The following is a 14,136-nucleotide window of genomic DNA, read 5'->3' on the forward strand; positions in this document are numbered from 1 at the left end:
TTTTTTATCATCTTTGGAATACGCACACTCCGTGCGCAGGCCCGTGCCAGACAGCCATTACTACCGGATTATCCGCTCCGGCAAAGGGGGGAACAGCTCGCCACTCCCCGTCAGGTAAAACAATCTCTGCGACGTCGTCCGTCGCGTTCAGCGTCACCAGCCACTTATCCGAAAGCAGGATTTGCAGGCAGGTGATGCCGTGTTGCCACTCTTGCGCGCTCAACGGCTGCGCGTCTTTATTCAGCCAGCTAACGTTGCCGTCGCCCTCTTCCCACCAGCTGTCGGCAGTAAGGGCGGGGATCTGCTGGCGAAGGTGGATCAGCGCCGCGGTGAAATGGGTCAACCCGCTGTTCGCCTCCCCCCAGTCGAGCCAGGTTAAGGTATTGTCCTGGCAATAGGCGTTGTTATTGCCGTGCTGGCTGTGGCCGTGCTCGTCGCCCGCCAGCAGCATCGGCGTGCCCTGAGACAGCAAAAGCGTCGTCAGCAGCGCATGAACGCTGGCGCGTCGCCGCTCGATCACATCCAGACTTCCGCCTAACCCTTCTATACCATGATTGAAGCTATGGTTATTGTTAGTGCCATCGCGATTCTCTTCGCCGTTGGCCTCATTGTGTTTCTGATTGAAACAAACGCAGTCGCGCAGCGTAAAACCGTCATGCGCCGTCACCAGGTTGATGGTGGCCGACGGACGTTTTCCGTCGCGCTTAAAGAGATCGCTGGAGCCGGCAAAGCGTCCGGCGAACTCGCCCAGCGACAAATCGCGCGCCAGCCAGAAGCGGCGGATGGCATCGCGGTAGTGGTCGTTCCACTCGGCAAACAGCGGCGGGAAGTTCCCCACCTGATAACCGCCTTCACCAATGTCCCAGGGTTCCGCAATCAGCTTCACCGTTGAGAGCACCGGGCAGTTTTTTATCGCCTCAAACAGCGGCGCCTGCTGGCTAAATGCTGGAGTGCGCCCCATCACCGGCGCCAGGTCGAAACGAAAACCGTCCACGTGGAACGTTTCAACCCAGTATTTCAGGCATTCGTACGCGTAATGCGTAACGGCCGGATGGCTGAGGTTGAGGGTGTTACCGCACCCGGTCCAGTTCTCGTAATCGCCATCTTCCCTGATCCAATAATAGCTACGGTTATCGATTCCGCGCTGTGAGAGCGTCGGGCCGTCAAGATCGCTTTCCGCACTGTGGTTCAGCACCACGTCCAGGATGACCTCAATGCCCGCGGCGTGGAGTGCCTTCACCGCGTCGCGAAACTCGTCCCGCGCTTTCTCCGGATGCACCGCGTAGCGCGGGTCGAGAGCGAACATCGCCAGCGGGTTGTAGCCCCAGTAGTTGCTTAACCCAAGACGCTGAAGACGCGGCTCGCTGGCGAAATGCGCCACCGGAAGCAGCTCCAGCGCGGTGATGCCCAAATGCTTCAGGTAAGCGACCATTGTCGGATGCCCCAGCGCTTTGTAGGTGCCGCGCATCTCTTTGGGGATCGACGGATGCAGGTAGGTCAGCCCTTTGACGTGCGCTTCATAGATGACGGTGCTACCCCACGGCGTGCGCGGCGGGGCATCGTCTTCCCAGTCGTAGAGATCGTGCACCACCGCGCTTTTCGGCGCGACGGGCGCGCTGTCGCGGTGGTCCGGTTCGCCGTAGCCGACGTGGAACAGCGGGTCGTCTTTAAACTCGCCGTCCACGCGGCGCGCGCACGGGTCAATCAGCAGCTTCGCCGGGTTAAACCAGTGCCCCTGAGAAGGCTCCCACGGGCCGTGTACGCGAAAACCGTAGTGCATTCCCGGACGCCCGCCGGACAGGTAACCGTGCCAGATGTCTCCCGTGCGGGACGGTAAATCGTAACGGTGCTCGTTACCCTCCCCGTCAAACACGCAGAGCTCCACCCGCTCCGCGTGAGCAGAAAAGAGCGTGAAGTTCACCCCCTTTCCATCAAAACTCGCGCCGAGCGGTTCGGGTTTACCTGCCGTAAGCTGCGTCATTCTCCCTCCCGCATCAGCCAGATGGTGCCAAGCGGCGGCAGCGTCAGGCTCAGGGAGTTTGGACGCCCGTGGCTTTCAATCGCATCGCTCTGCACCAGCCCGCCATTACCGGCGTTACTGCCGTGGTAATGCATGGAATCGGTATTCAGGATCTCGCGCCATTTGCCCGGCTGGTTAATGCCGAAGCGGTAGTGTTCGCGCGGCACCGGCGTGAAGTTGCTGGCGACGATAATCTCGTTGCCCGCTTTATCGCGACGCACAAAAACAAACACCGAGCGCTCGTGGTCGTCCACCACCAGCCACTCAAAGCCGTACGGATCAAAGTCCAGCTCGTGTAGCGCTTTGTGGTGGCGGTAGGTCAGGTTCAGGTCGCGCACCAGACGCTGTACGCCGTGGTGCCAGTTGTCGCCGCCCTCCAGCAGATGCCAGTCGAGGCTGGTGTCGTGGTTCCACTCGCGACCCTGGGCGAACTCATTGCCCATAAACAGCAGCTTTTTGCCCGGGAAGGCAAACATCCAGCCGTAGTAGGCGCGCAAGTTGGCAAACTTCTGCCACGCGTCGCCCGGCATGCGGTCGAGAATGGATTTTTTGCCGTGCACCACTTCATCGTGCGACAGCGGCAGCATGAAGTTTTCGGTGTAGTTGTAGAGCAGCCCGAAGGTGAGCTTATCGTGGTGATACTGACGATAAACCGGGTCGAGCTTCATGTAATCGAGCGTGTCGTGCATCCAGCCCAGGTTCCACTTGTACCAGAACCCCAGGCCGCCTGATGACGGAGGGCGGGAGACGCCCGCAAAGTCCGTCGACTCTTCCGCCATGGTCACGGCGCCTTCCACCTGCTCGCCGATGATGCGGTTGGTGTTGCGCAGAAATTCAATCGCTTCGAGGTTTTCACGGCCGCCATACTCGTTCGGGATCCACTCCCCCTCTTTGCGGCTGTAGTCGCGGTAGATCATCGAGGCCACCGCATCCACGCGCAGGGCATCAATGCCGAAGCGTTCGATCCAGTACAGCGCATTCCCCACCAGGTAATTCGACACTTCACGGCGACCGTAGTTGTAGATCAGCGTGTTCCAGTCCTGGTGATAGCCTTCGCGCGGGTCGCTGTGCTCGTACAGCTTCGTGCCGTCGAACTCTGCCAGCGCAAAATCGTCCGACGGGAAATGGCCCGGCACCCAGTCGAGGATCACGTTCAGCCCGGCGGCGTGCGCAGCATCAATGAAATAGCGGAAATCATCGCGCGTGCCGAAGCGCCGCGTGGGCGCATACAGCCCGGTGGGCTGATAGCCCCAGCTGCCGTCGAATGGGTGCTCGTTAACCGGCAGCAGTTCGAGGTGGGTAAAGCCCATCCATTTGGCGTACGGCACCAGCTGGTCGGCGAGCTCCCGGTAGCTGAGCCAGAAGTTGTTGTCCGTGTGGCGGCGCCAGGAGCCGAGATGCACTTCGTAAACGGAGATCGGCGCATCAAAGCGGTTGGCCTGCTTGCGCTCCTCGGTCTGGACGACCTTCTCCGGCAGGCCGCAGATCAGCGATGCGGTATCCGGGCGCATCTGCGCCTCAAAGGCGTACGGGTCGGCTTTAATGCGCAGCTTGCCGTGCGCGTCGATCATCTCAAATTTGTAGAGCTGGCCGTTATGCGCCCCGGGGATAAACAGCTCCCAGATGCCCGTCTCACGGCGCAGGCGCATCGGGTGGCGGCGACCGTCCCAGTAGTTGAACTGCCCGACAACGGAGACGCGCTGGGCGTTTGGCGCCCATACGGCAAAGCGCGTGCCGGTGATACCGTCCATGGTATCCGCATGGGCACCCAGCGTTTCGTAGGGGCGTAAATGGGTCCCTTCGGACAGCAGCCAGGCATCCATCTCTTTTAAGAGCGGCCCAAAGCTGTAGGGATCGTCAATCAGGTTTTGCTGGCCGTGCCAGATAACGGCGAGCTGATAGCGAAAGGGGTTTTTACGGCGGGGCATGACGCCCGAGAAGACGCCGCGCGAGTCGAGGCATTCCAGATTACCCACCTTGCGGCCGGTTTTGGGTTCGATAACCCACACTTCTGTCGCATCCGGCAACAGCGCCCGAACTTCCAGTCCGGCCTCTGTACGGTGCATCCCTAGCACAGAAAAGGGGTCAGCAAAATGACCCGCAATAAGCGCATTAATCACGTCTCTCGAAATACGATCGGACATGGTATTCATCCTGTTTTTTTATGTCGCCCTTTTTACGCGCTCCGGGACGACTTTTAATGTGACCTAAACGGTGCAGTTGATCCTCTCTGCTCCGCCCTACCCTCAGGTGAGAAATAAATCTTCCTTAAAGCATAGCCAACGTCGTGGTTCCTCCTGATAAAAAATAAGACATCTGCGTTTTACTCCCTGTAGTACGCAAAAAAAGGGGGTGACAATCACCCCCCGTGTTTAACAAATTATTACGCCAGCTGGCGCAGCATGCGGCGCAGCGGCTCGGCGGCCCCCCACAGGAGCTGGTCGCCGACGGTGAACGCGGAGAGATACTCAGGCCCCATGTTCAGCTTGCGCAGGCGGCCAACCGGCGTGGTCAGCGTGCCGGTAACGGCAGCCGGGGTCAGTTCACGCATGGTGATATCGCGATCGTTTGGTACCACTTTCGCCCACGGGTTGTGCGCGGCCAGCAGCTCTTCCACGGTCGGAATAGACACATCTTTTTTCAGTTTAATGGTGAAGGCCTGGCTGTGGCAGCGCAGCGCGCCGATACGCACGCACAGACCGTCAACCGGAATGGTATTCGCGGTGGCGAGAATTTTGTTGGTCTCCGCCTGGCCCTTCCACTCTTCGCGGGTCTGACCGTTATCCAGCTGTTTGTCGATCCACGGGATCAGACCGCCGGCCAGCGGTACGCCGAAGTTATCCACCGGCAGCTCGCCGCTGCGGGTCAGCTGAGTGACTTTGCGCTCGATGTCGAGGATGGCGGACGCCGGGTTTGCCAGCTCGGTCGCGACGCTTTGGTGCAGCTGGCCCATCTGGGTCAGCAGCTCGCGCATGTGGCGCGCGCCGCCGCCGGACGCGGCCTGGTAGGTCGCCACGGAGACCCACTCCACCAGATCCTGCGCGAACAGGCCACCGAGTGACATCAGCATCAGGCTGACGGTGCAGTTGCCGCCAACAAAGGTTTTCACGCCGTTGTTCAGGCCGTCGGTGATGACGTCCTGGTTAACCGGGTCGAGAATAATGATGGCATCGTCTTTCATGCGCAGTGAAGAGGCCGCGTCAATCCAGTAGCCCTGCCAGCCGCTTTCACGCAGCTTTGGATAGATTTCGTTGGTATAATCGCCGCCCTGGCAGGTCACAATAATGTCGAGTGCCTTCAGCGCTTCCAGATCGTAAGCGTCCTGCAACGTGCCTGTGGTACCACCAAAGGACGGAGCAGCCTGACCGAGCTGGGAAGTGGAGAAGAAGACCGGGCGGATAGCGTCGAAATCGCGCTCTTCAACCATGCGTTGCATGAGTACAGAGCCGACCATACCGCGCCAGCCGATGAAACCAACGTTTTTCATAGCATTTTTTTCCTGCTGAGGGTGTGTGCTGATTGTGCAAGCCAGTATTGAACTGGGATATGCTTCACATTACAAAATGCTGCCAAAGTCGCAAGCGAAATTAATCGATGATTGCCCGGCAATCAGAAATACAGCTAATTATCATAATAACCATAGAGAGTTTCAGGGATAATTTACATGAGTGAAATCATTTCAGCAGCGGTTTTATTGATCCTGATAATGGATCCACTGGGCAACCTGCCCATCTTCATGTCGGTGCTGAAGCACACCGAGCCGAAGCGCCGCCGGGCGATCATGATCCGCGAGCTGCTTATTGCCCTGCTGGTGATGTTTATCTTCCTGTTTGCCGGTGAAAAAATCCTTGCGTTCCTGAACCTGCGCGCCGAAACGGTCTCTATTTCCGGCGGGATTATTCTCTTCCTGATTGCCATTAAGATGATCTTCCCGAGCGCCGAAGGCAGCAGCAGCGGCCTGCCCGCGGGCGAAGAGCCGTTTATCGTGCCGCTGGCGATTCCCCTCGTCGCGGGGCCAACCATTCTGGCGACGCTGATGCTGCTGTCGCATCAGTATCCGAATCAGATGAGCCATCTGGTCATTGCCCTGCTGATTGCCTGGGGCGGAACATTTATTATTCTGCTGCAGTCGTCGCTGTTCCTGCGCCTGCTGGGTGAGAAAGGGGTAAACGCGCTGGAGCGTCTGATGGGGCTGATTCTGGTAATGATGGCGACGCAGATGTTCCTGGACGGCATCCGGGCGTGGATGAAAGGATGACTTTCTCCCTCTCCCCGTGGGAGAGGGCCGGGGTGAGGGCATCAGGCCGCAGAGGCCGACCACCTACCCCTTACGAATCAAATACCGGTACGGCAGCGTTTCCGTCTGCTGCGCCACCAGCTCATGCTCCATAAAGGTACAAAAACCGGGAATATCGCGCGTGGTGGCCGGATCGTCGGCAATAATCAGCAGCGTTTCACCGGTCTGCATGTTACGCACGGTCTTACGTACCATCATTACCGGCTCCGGGCAGCGAAGGCCCTGGGCATCAAGGGTGTGGTCTGGGCTGGAAAACAGGTCGGTCATGATCTTCTCGGTCAGATAAAAACGGCTGTAGTTTACGCCCCGGCGCGGGCAATGCAAACCAGGTTAACGATTGCGCAAAAACTAACCATTGCAATGTCCAGCCAAAGCAGTATCATGCTGCGGTTTTTATTGGGTTCCCTCACCCCAACGTATAAAAAGGTCACAATATGACGCAGTTCTCTGAATCACAGCGCGTAAAAGCGTTGTTCTGGCTTTCGCTTTTCCATTTGCTGGTGATCACCTCCAGCAACTACCTGGTGCAGCTCCCGATCTCCATTTTTGGTTTTCATACCACCTGGGGCGCGTTCAGCTTTCCGTTTATTTTCCTCGCCACCGATCTGACCGTGCGTATCTTCGGCGCACCGCTGGCACGCCGCATTATCTTTGCGGTCATGCTTCCGGCGCTGTTCATCTCGTACGTGATCTCCTCCCTGTTTTACATGGGAAGCTGGCAGGGCTTTGAGGCGCTGACACACTTCAACCTGTTTGTCGCCCGTATCGCCGCGGCAAGCTTTATGGCCTACGCGCTGGGGCAGATCCTCGACGTGCACGTGTTTAACCGCCTGCGTCAGAATCACCGCTGGTGGATGGCGCCGACCGCGTCCACGCTGTTCGGCAACGTGAGCGATACGCTGGCCTTCTTCTTCATCGCCTTCTGGCGCAGCCCGGATGCCTTTATGGCCGAGCACTGGATGGAGATCGCGCTGGTGGACTACTGCTTCAAGGTGCTCATCAGCATTGTTTTCTTCCTGCCGATGTACGGCGTGCTGCTGAATATGCTGCTGAAAAGGCTGGCAGATAAATCTGAAATCACGGCATTGCAGGCTGGTTAAGGGTTCGCTTTATCAGTTGTGATAAGATGGGTGAATGAGCCGCTATGGCCGTTTATCGAAAGGAAGAAGTCAATGCGCAATCTGGTTAAATATGTCGGGATTGGCCTGCTGGTTGTGGGTCTTGCAGCCTGTGATAACAGCGACACGAAAACGCCTGCTCAGGGCGCATCCGCAGAAAGCAACGCGACCGGTCAGCCGGTGAATCTGATGGATGGCAAACTCAGTTTCTCTCTGCCAGCCGATATGACTGACCAGAGCGGCAAGCTGGGCACCCAGGCGAATAACATGCACGTTTACTCCGACGCAACCGGCCAGAAAGCGGTCATTGTGATTGTGGGCGACGACACCAGCGAAGACCTGGCCGTCCTGTCCAAACGTCTGGAAGATCAGCAGCGCGGCCGCGATCCGCAGCTGCAGGTGGTAACCAATAAATCCATCGAGCTGAAAGGCCATAAGCTGCAGCAGCTGGACAGCATCATCTCCGCGAAAGGCCAGACCGCCTGGTCTTCTGTGGTGCTGGGCAAGGTTGATAACAAACTGCTGACCCTGCAGATCACCCTGCCAGCGGAAGATCAGCAGAAAGCGCAGACGGCTGCTGAAAACATCATTAACACCATCGTGATCCAGTAACCCTTCACGACGATGACGTGGCCTCCGGTGCCGGCACCGGGGGCCATTTTTTTAGCCGCCACGTCAGCAGCAGGGCAATTATCACCAGACCCGCCGCGGCAAGATAGATCACCGGTACCCCCGCCCAGGCCATCACCAGCCCCGCCAGCGGCCCGGTTATGCCTAAAGACATATCCATAAATACCGTATAGGTCGCCAGCGCCGCCCCCTGGTTCTGCTGCGGCACCGCTTTAACCGCCACCACGCCCAGTGCCGGGAAGACCAGCGAGAAACCGGCTCCCGCCAGGAAGACGCCAATTTTCGCCATCCAGGGCGCGCTGGCGATGCCGGTTAACAGCAGCCCGACAATCTCTACCGTAAAGCAAATCATCGCCACGTTCAGCCCGCCCAGACGGTTGATACCGTTCGGGAAAAGCAGGCGTGCGCCAACAAACGCACCGCTGAAGAGGGTTAACGCAAAGGCCGCGCCCTCCCAGCCTTTGGCGTCATAAAACAGGGTAATGAAGGTCGCAATGACGCCGAAGCCGGTGGTCGCCAGGGCCAGCGCCATGCCGTACGGCCAGACGCGCCCCAGCACGGCCCGAAACGGCAGCGGCTTGCCCTTGCTGGCCTTCACCTTCGGGCGCGGCAGCGCAAACAGTATCGCCACAAGCGCGACCGCTATAATGGTCAGCGACAGTCCATACAGACCGCCAAAGGCGTAACAGGCCACGCCAAGCGGCGCGCCGAGCGCCATCGCCCCGTAGGTGACGATCCCGTTCCACGAGATAACCCGGCCAATGTGTGGTGCACCGACAACCCCCACACCCCATAGCGTCGAGCCGGTTCCTGCCAGGCTTTGCCCAATCCCGAGAATGACGCGGCCCAGGCAAAGCAGCGCCAGGCTGACCAGCGGCCAGTGGCTGGTAGCGGCAGCCAGCAGGTAGCTCAGACCACTGAGGAAACAGCCGCACAATCCCACTACCACAATGCTTTTGGGACCGAACAGGTCGGCGTAGCGCCCGGCGTGCGGGCGGCTAAGGAGCGTGGCGAAATACTGCAGGCTGATGACCAGCCCCGCCCAGAACGCGCTAAAACCCATCACGTCATGGACGTAGCCCGGCAGAACCGCCAGCGGCAGGCCGATCGTTAAATAGCTGGCAAAGTTGAAGATAACGACGGAAACAATGCGCAGATTGAGGCGCAATCCGCTCAGCGCCGGTTCGGCGGCAGGTTCTGGCATGGGGTTCTACCTGAATTTTTTGCAACAGTGTTTCACTATTACCACGGAGCAATAAGAAAATCAGCCCCGACTTTCAGATTATCGGTGCCAGACGAAGCGGCCCTAAGGCACTACACTTATCGGGTCATCTTATTAAGGAACGCGCATGTTAGCTCCCCAGCCTGATAAAGCAGGACTCCATATCTTATTAAAACTCGCCTGTCTGGTGGTTATCCTTGCGGGTATACATGCTGCCGCTGACATTATCGTCCAGCTCCTGCTGGCGCTCTTTTTTGCCATTGTCCTCAATCCGCTGGTGACCTGGTTTTTACGCCGGGGCGTGAGCCGCCCGGTGGCCATCACCATCGTGGTTATCGTGATGCTGATTGGCCTGACGGCGCTCTTCGGCGTACTGGCGGCATCGCTGAGCGAATTCTCCACCATGTTGCCGCAGTACAATAAAGAGCTGACGCGTAAAATCGTCGCGCTGCAGGAGATGATGCCCTTTCTTAACCTGCATATTTCGCCAGAACGGATGCTGCGCAGGATGGATTCCGAGAAGGTCATGACCTACGCCACCACGCTGATGACCGGCCTTTCCGGCGCGATGGCCAGCATACTGCTGCTGGTCATGACGGTAGTGTTTATGCTGTTCGAAGTGCGCCATGTTCCGTATAAGCTGCGCTTTGCTTTAAATAACCCGCAAATACACATTGCCGGCCTACACCGCGCCTTAAAGGGCGTCTCCAAATATCTGGCGCTGAAAACGCTGCTAAGCGTCTGGACCGGGATTATTGTCTGGCTGGGGCTGATGCTGATGGATGTTCAGTTCGCGCTGATGTGGGGGGTGCTGGCGTTTCTGCTGAACTACGTGCCGAATATTGGCGCAGTGCTTTCTGCCGTGCCGCCGATGATTCAGGCGTTTCTGTTTAACGGTTTCTACGAATGTATGCTGGTCGGTGCGCTGTTCCTCGTCGTGCATATGGTGCTGGGCAACATTCTTGAACCGCGCATGATGGGGCACCGGCTGGGCATGTCGACGCTGGTCGTCTTTTTATCCTTACTCGTGTGGGGATGGCTGCTGGGCCCTGTCGGCATGCTGCTGTCGGTCCCGCTGACCAGCGTATGTAAAATCTGGATGGAAACCACCAAAGGGGGCAGCAAGCTGGCGATCCTGCTTGGGCCGGGGCGGCCGAAGAGCCGGTTGCCGGGGTAACGTATCTGTCTGTGTAAACGTGTTTATACCGTCAAATACCGCGACGCTCACCGTCGCGGTATTTTTATTTGCGTTAAGGCTTATTCCTTCCATTTTTTATCAACTCACCCAGATTTCGCTTAAATGCAACACCCCCCTTAAAGCAAATTAAAAAAAACGGAATGATTAATTATTTTGCGTGATATTATACCCCGCCTTAGCGACGACGTAATGTAAACATTAATATTGATTAAAAACACACCTGACTTAATCCCTAAGCCTGGTGATGCTTATTTGTAAAAAACACTACCTTTAATTGTTATTATTGATATGGAGTTGTTGATGAAAAAGCTCGTTAAATGGTGCGCTGCCGCCGTATTCGTTGGCGCACTGGCTGGCTGTGCGCGTACCGCCCCTATTGCTCAGGTTCACTCTGTCGTGAGCGCGGGTCATACTGCCGATCAGGTGAAAACAGCCATTTTGAAAGCAGGCCAGAAGCGTGACTGGATCATGACGGAAGCGGGCCCGGGCGTGATTAAGGGCCGTCTGCAGGCACGCGATCACTCGGTCCAGGTGCGTATTCCCTACTCTGCGACAAGTTATTCAATTAATTACGAAAGCAGCCTGAACCTGAAAGCGGCAGACGGTAAAATTCACAAAAATTATAACCGCTGGGTGAACAACCTCGACCATGATATTCAGCTGAACCTTTCTGCGGGTGCCGCGCTGTAATATTTTTCTAAAGTCGGGCCGGACATGGCCCGATAACCTCATTTCTTACCCTGAAAGGTTACGCAACAATGTACGAAAAGGACACGCTCAGCGCGCTGGATGCCATTACCGAAGCGCAACGCATCGCTTTTGCGCCGATGTTATTTCAGACCGCGCTTTGTCTGCGTAACTCGGGCGTTCTCGCCTGGCTCGATAAACAGGGTAATAAGGGGGCGAGCCTCGACGAAATAACCGAAAACAGTACCCTGAGCAGTTATGCCGTCAGCGTATTGTTAGACATGGGATTAAGCGGGCGGATAATTACTTATAAAGAATGTCGTTATTTCCTGGCGAAAGTGGGCCATTTCTTACTCCACGATCCCATGACCCGCGTTAATATGGATTTCACGCAGGACGTCTGTTACCAGGGGTTATTTCATCTGGCCGATGCCCTGCAGAAAGAAAAACCGGCTGGATTATCCGTGTTTGGCGACTGGCCAACCATCTATCCGGCTTTATCCCAGCTTCCTGCCCCGGCAAAAGAGAGCTGGTTTGCCTTCGATCATTACTATTCCGACGCCGCTTTTGACGCTGCGTTGCCATATATATTCGCAAGCTCGCCGACAAAATTGTACGATGTGGGCGGAAATACAGGTAAATGGTCGTTACGCTGCTGCAGCTATGACGACAATGTTGCCGTGACGATCCTCGATCTCCCGCAGCAGATAGCGCTGGCGCAGGAAAACATCGAAAAAGCAGGTTTTTCTCATCGTATTGGATTCCATGCTGTCGATATGCTTAGTCCGTCGGCATTGCCGGGAGATGCCGACGTCTGGTGGATGAGCCAGTTCCTCGACTGTTTCTCTCCGGATCAGATTGTCGCCATGCTGACGCGCGTCGCAGAGGTCATGAAGCCTGGCGCACGGTTGTGCATCATGGAGCTTTTCTGGGATGCCCAGAAATATGAAGCGGCGGCTTTCAGCCTGAATGCCACCTCGCTCTATTTCACCTGTATGGCGAATGGCAATAGCCGGTTTTACAGCGTAGAGAAGTTTTATCACTACCTGGAAAGGGCGGGCTTCAGCATAGCACAGCGGCTGGATAACCTTGGGGTAGGTCATACCCTGTTAATTTGCACCAAACGTGAACAATAGCGCAGCCTGCCTGCCCTTTGAATACGGTATTCCGCGGACGCGCGTAGATGAAATTTTCACTGAACATTATTGACTGGCAGGCAAGAGCGCCAGGACTAAGCGATGCCGCAGAGTGGCAGGCGTGGTCGCGCCTGCAGTCGACCATCGACCCGACGGCTCCTCTACCCCGCCTGACCGCGTTACCCATGATGACCGCGCGCCGCCTTAACTCAGGCAGTAAGCTGGCGGTGGATATTGGTCTTGCCATGCTGCAAAGCCACGCCATAGACGCCGTCGTCTATTCCAGCCGCCACGGCGAGCTGGAGCGCAATTACCGTATTCTGCATACGCTGGCGACCGGGCAGGCCGTCTCGCCTACCGACTTCGCCATGTCCGTGCACAATTCCGCGGTGGGCAATCTCACGATCGCCGCTCGCCAGCCTGTTGTCTCGTCATCCATTTCCGCCGGGCTGGACACCTTCCAGCAGGCCCTGTGTGAAGTGCTGAGCCTGCTGCATGCGGGCTACTCCCGCGTCCTGCTGGTGGATTTTGACGGCGCGCTGCCGGGATTTTACCATCCGGCGTTACCGCCGCAGATGCCTACCTGGCCGTACGCGGTGGCGCTGGTGATTGAAGCCGGCAGCGAATGGCAGTGCGAAACCCGCAGCGGCAGCACGGGCGAGGAAGCCGCCCTGCCGCAAAGCCTGATGTTCCTGCAACGCTATCTCCGTGAGGAACAACAGTTTGTGGTGCCCGGCGAACGTTTGCTGTGGCAGTGGGCGCGCCAATGAACCGCCTGACCGCCCGGATCAACTGGCTATGGCGTCTGGTCATGACCGGATTCTGCTTCGTGCTGTTTGGCGCGGGCGGGCTGCTGTTGTCGCTGGTCTGGTTCAACCTGCTGCTGATTGCCCAGCGCGATCGCGCCAAACGCCGTCGCCTGGCGCGCCGCAGCATCGCGGCCAGCTTCCGCTTCTTCTTAACCGTTGCCCGCGGCACCGGGGTGCTGGACTATCGCATCCACAATCTTGATGCCCTGCGCGGCGATCGGGGCTGCCTGGTGGTGGCTAACCACCCTACGTTAATTGACTACGTGATTCTGGCGTCGGTAATGCCCGAAACCGACTGTCTGGTGAAAAGCGCGCTGCTGCGCAATCCGTTTGTCAGCGGCGTTATCCGCGCGGCGGATTATCTGATTAACAGCGAAGCCGAGCCCCTGCTCGCCGCCAGCCAGCAGCGTCTGGCCCAGGGCGACACGCTGTTAATCTTCCCGGAAGGGACGCGTACCCGCCCAGGTGAGGCGATGTCCCTCCAGCGCGGCGCGGCAAATATCGCCGTGCGCTGCCGCAGCGATCTGCGGATCGTACTCATCCACTGCAGCGAGCACCTGCTGGATAAAAAAAGCCGCTGGTATGATGTACCGCCCGCAAAACCTGTCTTTACCGTCGATGTGCGCGATCGCGTGAACATCGACGAATTTTACGATGCAAGGCAACAAGAACCGGCACTGGCGGCAAGGCAGTTAAACCGGCACCTGCAGCATCGATTAACATCAGGCCTTCAATCTTTGTCAGGAATTAATGATGCAAGCGCTTTATCTTGAAATTAAGAATCTCATTATCACCACGCTGAATCTGGACGAGCTTACCGCAGAGGATATTGATACCGATGCCGCGCTGTTTGGCGACGGGCTGGGTCTCGACTCTATCGACGCGCTGGAGCTGGGTCTGGCGGTGAAAAACCAGTATGGCGTGGTGCTTTCTGCCGAAAGCGAAGAGATGCGCCAGCACTTCTTTTCCGTCGCCACCCTGGCGTCCTTTATCCACGCCCAACGCGCCTGAGATGTGAA

Annotated in this window: 14 protein-coding genes; 9 read left to right on the top strand and 5 right to left on the bottom strand. The window is 57.4% G+C overall.

What is annotated here, in order from left to right:
* Positions 1 to 7: 7 nt before the first annotated feature.
* The 3 genes from glgX to asd all read right to left on the bottom strand — a co-directional run bounded on the left by glgX (position 8) and on the right by asd (position 5,507).
* Positions 8 to 1,981, bottom strand: a complete 1,974-nt coding sequence (gene glgX, locus INF73_RS06540) for a glycogen debranching protein GlgX (RefSeq protein WP_069733643.1) — start codon at positions 1,979 to 1,981, stop codon at positions 8 to 10.
* Positions 1,978 to 4,164 (bottom strand): 1,4-alpha-glucan branching enzyme, encoded by a 2,187-nt coding sequence (gene glgB, locus INF73_RS06545; protein WP_193540261.1) that lies wholly within the window; start codon positions 4,162 to 4,164, stop codon positions 1,978 to 1,980. The genes glgX and glgB overlap by 4 nt, the downstream gene beginning before the upstream one ends.
* A 239-nt stretch (positions 4,165 to 4,403) precedes the next feature.
* On the bottom strand, positions 4,404 to 5,507 hold the full coding sequence (gene asd, locus INF73_RS06550) for an aspartate-semialdehyde dehydrogenase (RefSeq protein WP_022649649.1): 1,104 nt from the start codon (positions 5,505 to 5,507) through the stop codon (positions 4,404 to 4,406).
* Between the two features lie 177 nt (positions 5,508 to 5,684).
* On the opposite strand from asd, the gene yhgN reads away from it, so the two are divergent.
* Entirely contained in the window at positions 5,685 to 6,278 is a 594-nt protein-coding gene (gene yhgN, locus INF73_RS06555) for an NAAT family transporter YhgN (protein ID WP_003861574.1), read from the top strand.
* A 63-nt stretch (positions 6,279 to 6,341) separates the two neighbouring features.
* Here the strand turns inward: yhgN and tusA are convergent, their stop codons facing one another.
* Positions 6,342 to 6,584 (bottom strand): sulfurtransferase TusA, encoded by a 243-nt coding sequence (gene tusA, locus INF73_RS06560; RefSeq protein ID WP_032653764.1) that lies wholly within the window; start codon positions 6,582 to 6,584, stop codon positions 6,342 to 6,344.
* Positions 6,585 to 6,751: 167 nt separating this feature from the next.
* Here tusA and INF73_RS06565 point away from each other — a divergent pair, with 167 nt between their 5' ends.
* Complete coding sequence (locus INF73_RS06565) at positions 6,752 to 7,417, top strand: 7-cyano-7-deazaguanine/7-aminomethyl-7-deazaguanine transporter (protein WP_028014693.1); 666 nt, start codon at positions 6,752 to 6,754, stop codon at positions 7,415 to 7,417.
* Between the two features lie 72 nt (positions 7,418 to 7,489).
* A complete protein-coding gene (locus INF73_RS06570; RefSeq protein WP_028014694.1) occupies positions 7,490 to 8,047 on the top strand; it encodes a DcrB family lipoprotein in 558 nt (185 codons plus the stop codon).
* Between the two features lie 4 nt (positions 8,048 to 8,051).
* On the opposite strand, the gene INF73_RS06575 is transcribed toward INF73_RS06570, so the two are convergent.
* Positions 8,052 to 9,269: an MFS transporter gene (locus INF73_RS06575; protein ID WP_192979066.1), complete on the bottom strand. Its 1,218-nt coding sequence runs from the start codon at positions 9,267 to 9,269 to the stop codon at positions 8,052 to 8,054.
* A 145-nt stretch (positions 9,270 to 9,414) separates the two neighbouring features.
* Here INF73_RS06575 and INF73_RS06580 point away from each other — a divergent pair, with 145 nt between their 5' ends.
* From INF73_RS06580 to INF73_RS06605, 6 genes are all read left to right on the top strand, one after another.
* Positions 9,415 to 10,464 (top strand): AI-2E family transporter, encoded by a 1,050-nt coding sequence (locus INF73_RS06580; protein ID WP_028014696.1) that lies wholly within the window; start codon positions 9,415 to 9,417, stop codon positions 10,462 to 10,464.
* Positions 10,465 to 10,785: 321 nt separating this feature from the next.
* Positions 10,786 to 11,175, top strand: coding sequence for a hypothetical protein (locus INF73_RS06585; protein ID WP_048957384.1), 390 nt, complete (start codon positions 10,786 to 10,788; stop codon positions 11,173 to 11,175).
* A gap of 68 nt (positions 11,176 to 11,243) precedes the next feature.
* Positions 11,244 to 12,308, top strand: coding sequence for a class I SAM-dependent methyltransferase (locus INF73_RS06590; RefSeq protein ID WP_193540259.1), 1,065 nt, complete (start codon positions 11,244 to 11,246; stop codon positions 12,306 to 12,308).
* A 47-nt stretch (positions 12,309 to 12,355) separates the two neighbouring features.
* Positions 12,356 to 13,078, top strand: coding sequence for a beta-ketoacyl synthase chain length factor (locus INF73_RS06595; protein WP_047367209.1), 723 nt, complete (start codon positions 12,356 to 12,358; stop codon positions 13,076 to 13,078).
* Positions 13,075 to 13,890: a 1-acyl-sn-glycerol-3-phosphate acyltransferase gene (locus tag INF73_RS06600; RefSeq protein WP_047367235.1), complete on the top strand. Its 816-nt coding sequence runs from the start codon at positions 13,075 to 13,077 to the stop codon at positions 13,888 to 13,890. Before INF73_RS06595 ends, INF73_RS06600 begins: the two co-directional genes overlap by 4 nt.
* The gene (locus tag INF73_RS06605; protein WP_028014701.1) at positions 13,871 to 14,128 is read left to right on the top strand and encodes a phosphopantetheine-binding protein; all 258 of its coding nucleotides are present in this window, start codon (positions 13,871 to 13,873) and stop codon (positions 14,126 to 14,128) included. Before INF73_RS06600 ends, INF73_RS06605 begins: the two co-directional genes overlap by 20 nt.
* Positions 14,129 to 14,136 lie beyond the last annotated feature (8 nt).

The organism is Enterobacter cloacae complex sp. P6RS (assembly GCF_014982245.1).
Taxonomy (GTDB): domain Bacteria; phylum Pseudomonadota; class Gammaproteobacteria; order Enterobacterales; family Enterobacteriaceae; genus Enterobacter; species Enterobacter bugandensis.

Coding starts and splice junctions, on each gene's coding strand:
- glgX (WP_069733643.1), bottom strand. CDS start 1,981: ATGACGCAGCTTACGGCAGGTAAACCCGAACCGCTCGGCGCGAGTTTT.
- glgB (WP_193540261.1), bottom strand. CDS start 4,164: ATGTCCGATCGTATTTCGAGAGACGTGATTAATGCGCTTATTGCGGGT.
- asd (WP_022649649.1), bottom strand. CDS start 5,507: ATGAAAAACGTTGGTTTCATCGGCTGGCGCGGTATGGTCGGCTCTGTA.
- yhgN (WP_003861574.1), top strand. CDS start 5,685: ATGAGTGAAATCATTTCAGCAGCGGTTTTATTGATCCTGATAATGGAT.
- tusA (WP_032653764.1), bottom strand. CDS start 6,584: ATGACCGACCTGTTTTCCAGCCCAGACCACACCCTTGATGCCCAGGGC.
- INF73_RS06565 (WP_028014693.1), top strand. CDS start 6,752: ATGACGCAGTTCTCTGAATCACAGCGCGTAAAAGCGTTGTTCTGGCTT.
- INF73_RS06570 (WP_028014694.1), top strand. CDS start 7,490: ATGCGCAATCTGGTTAAATATGTCGGGATTGGCCTGCTGGTTGTGGGT.
- INF73_RS06575 (WP_192979066.1), bottom strand. CDS start 9,269: ATGCCAGAACCTGCCGCCGAACCGGCGCTGAGCGGATTGCGCCTCAAT.
- INF73_RS06580 (WP_028014696.1), top strand. CDS start 9,415: ATGTTAGCTCCCCAGCCTGATAAAGCAGGACTCCATATCTTATTAAAA.
- INF73_RS06585 (WP_048957384.1), top strand. CDS start 10,786: ATGAAAAAGCTCGTTAAATGGTGCGCTGCCGCCGTATTCGTTGGCGCA.
- INF73_RS06590 (WP_193540259.1), top strand. CDS start 11,244: ATGTACGAAAAGGACACGCTCAGCGCGCTGGATGCCATTACCGAAGCG.
- INF73_RS06595 (WP_047367209.1), top strand. CDS start 12,356: ATGAAATTTTCACTGAACATTATTGACTGGCAGGCAAGAGCGCCAGGA.
- INF73_RS06600 (WP_047367235.1), top strand. CDS start 13,075: ATGAACCGCCTGACCGCCCGGATCAACTGGCTATGGCGTCTGGTCATG.
- INF73_RS06605 (WP_028014701.1), top strand. CDS start 13,871: ATGCAAGCGCTTTATCTTGAAATTAAGAATCTCATTATCACCACGCTG.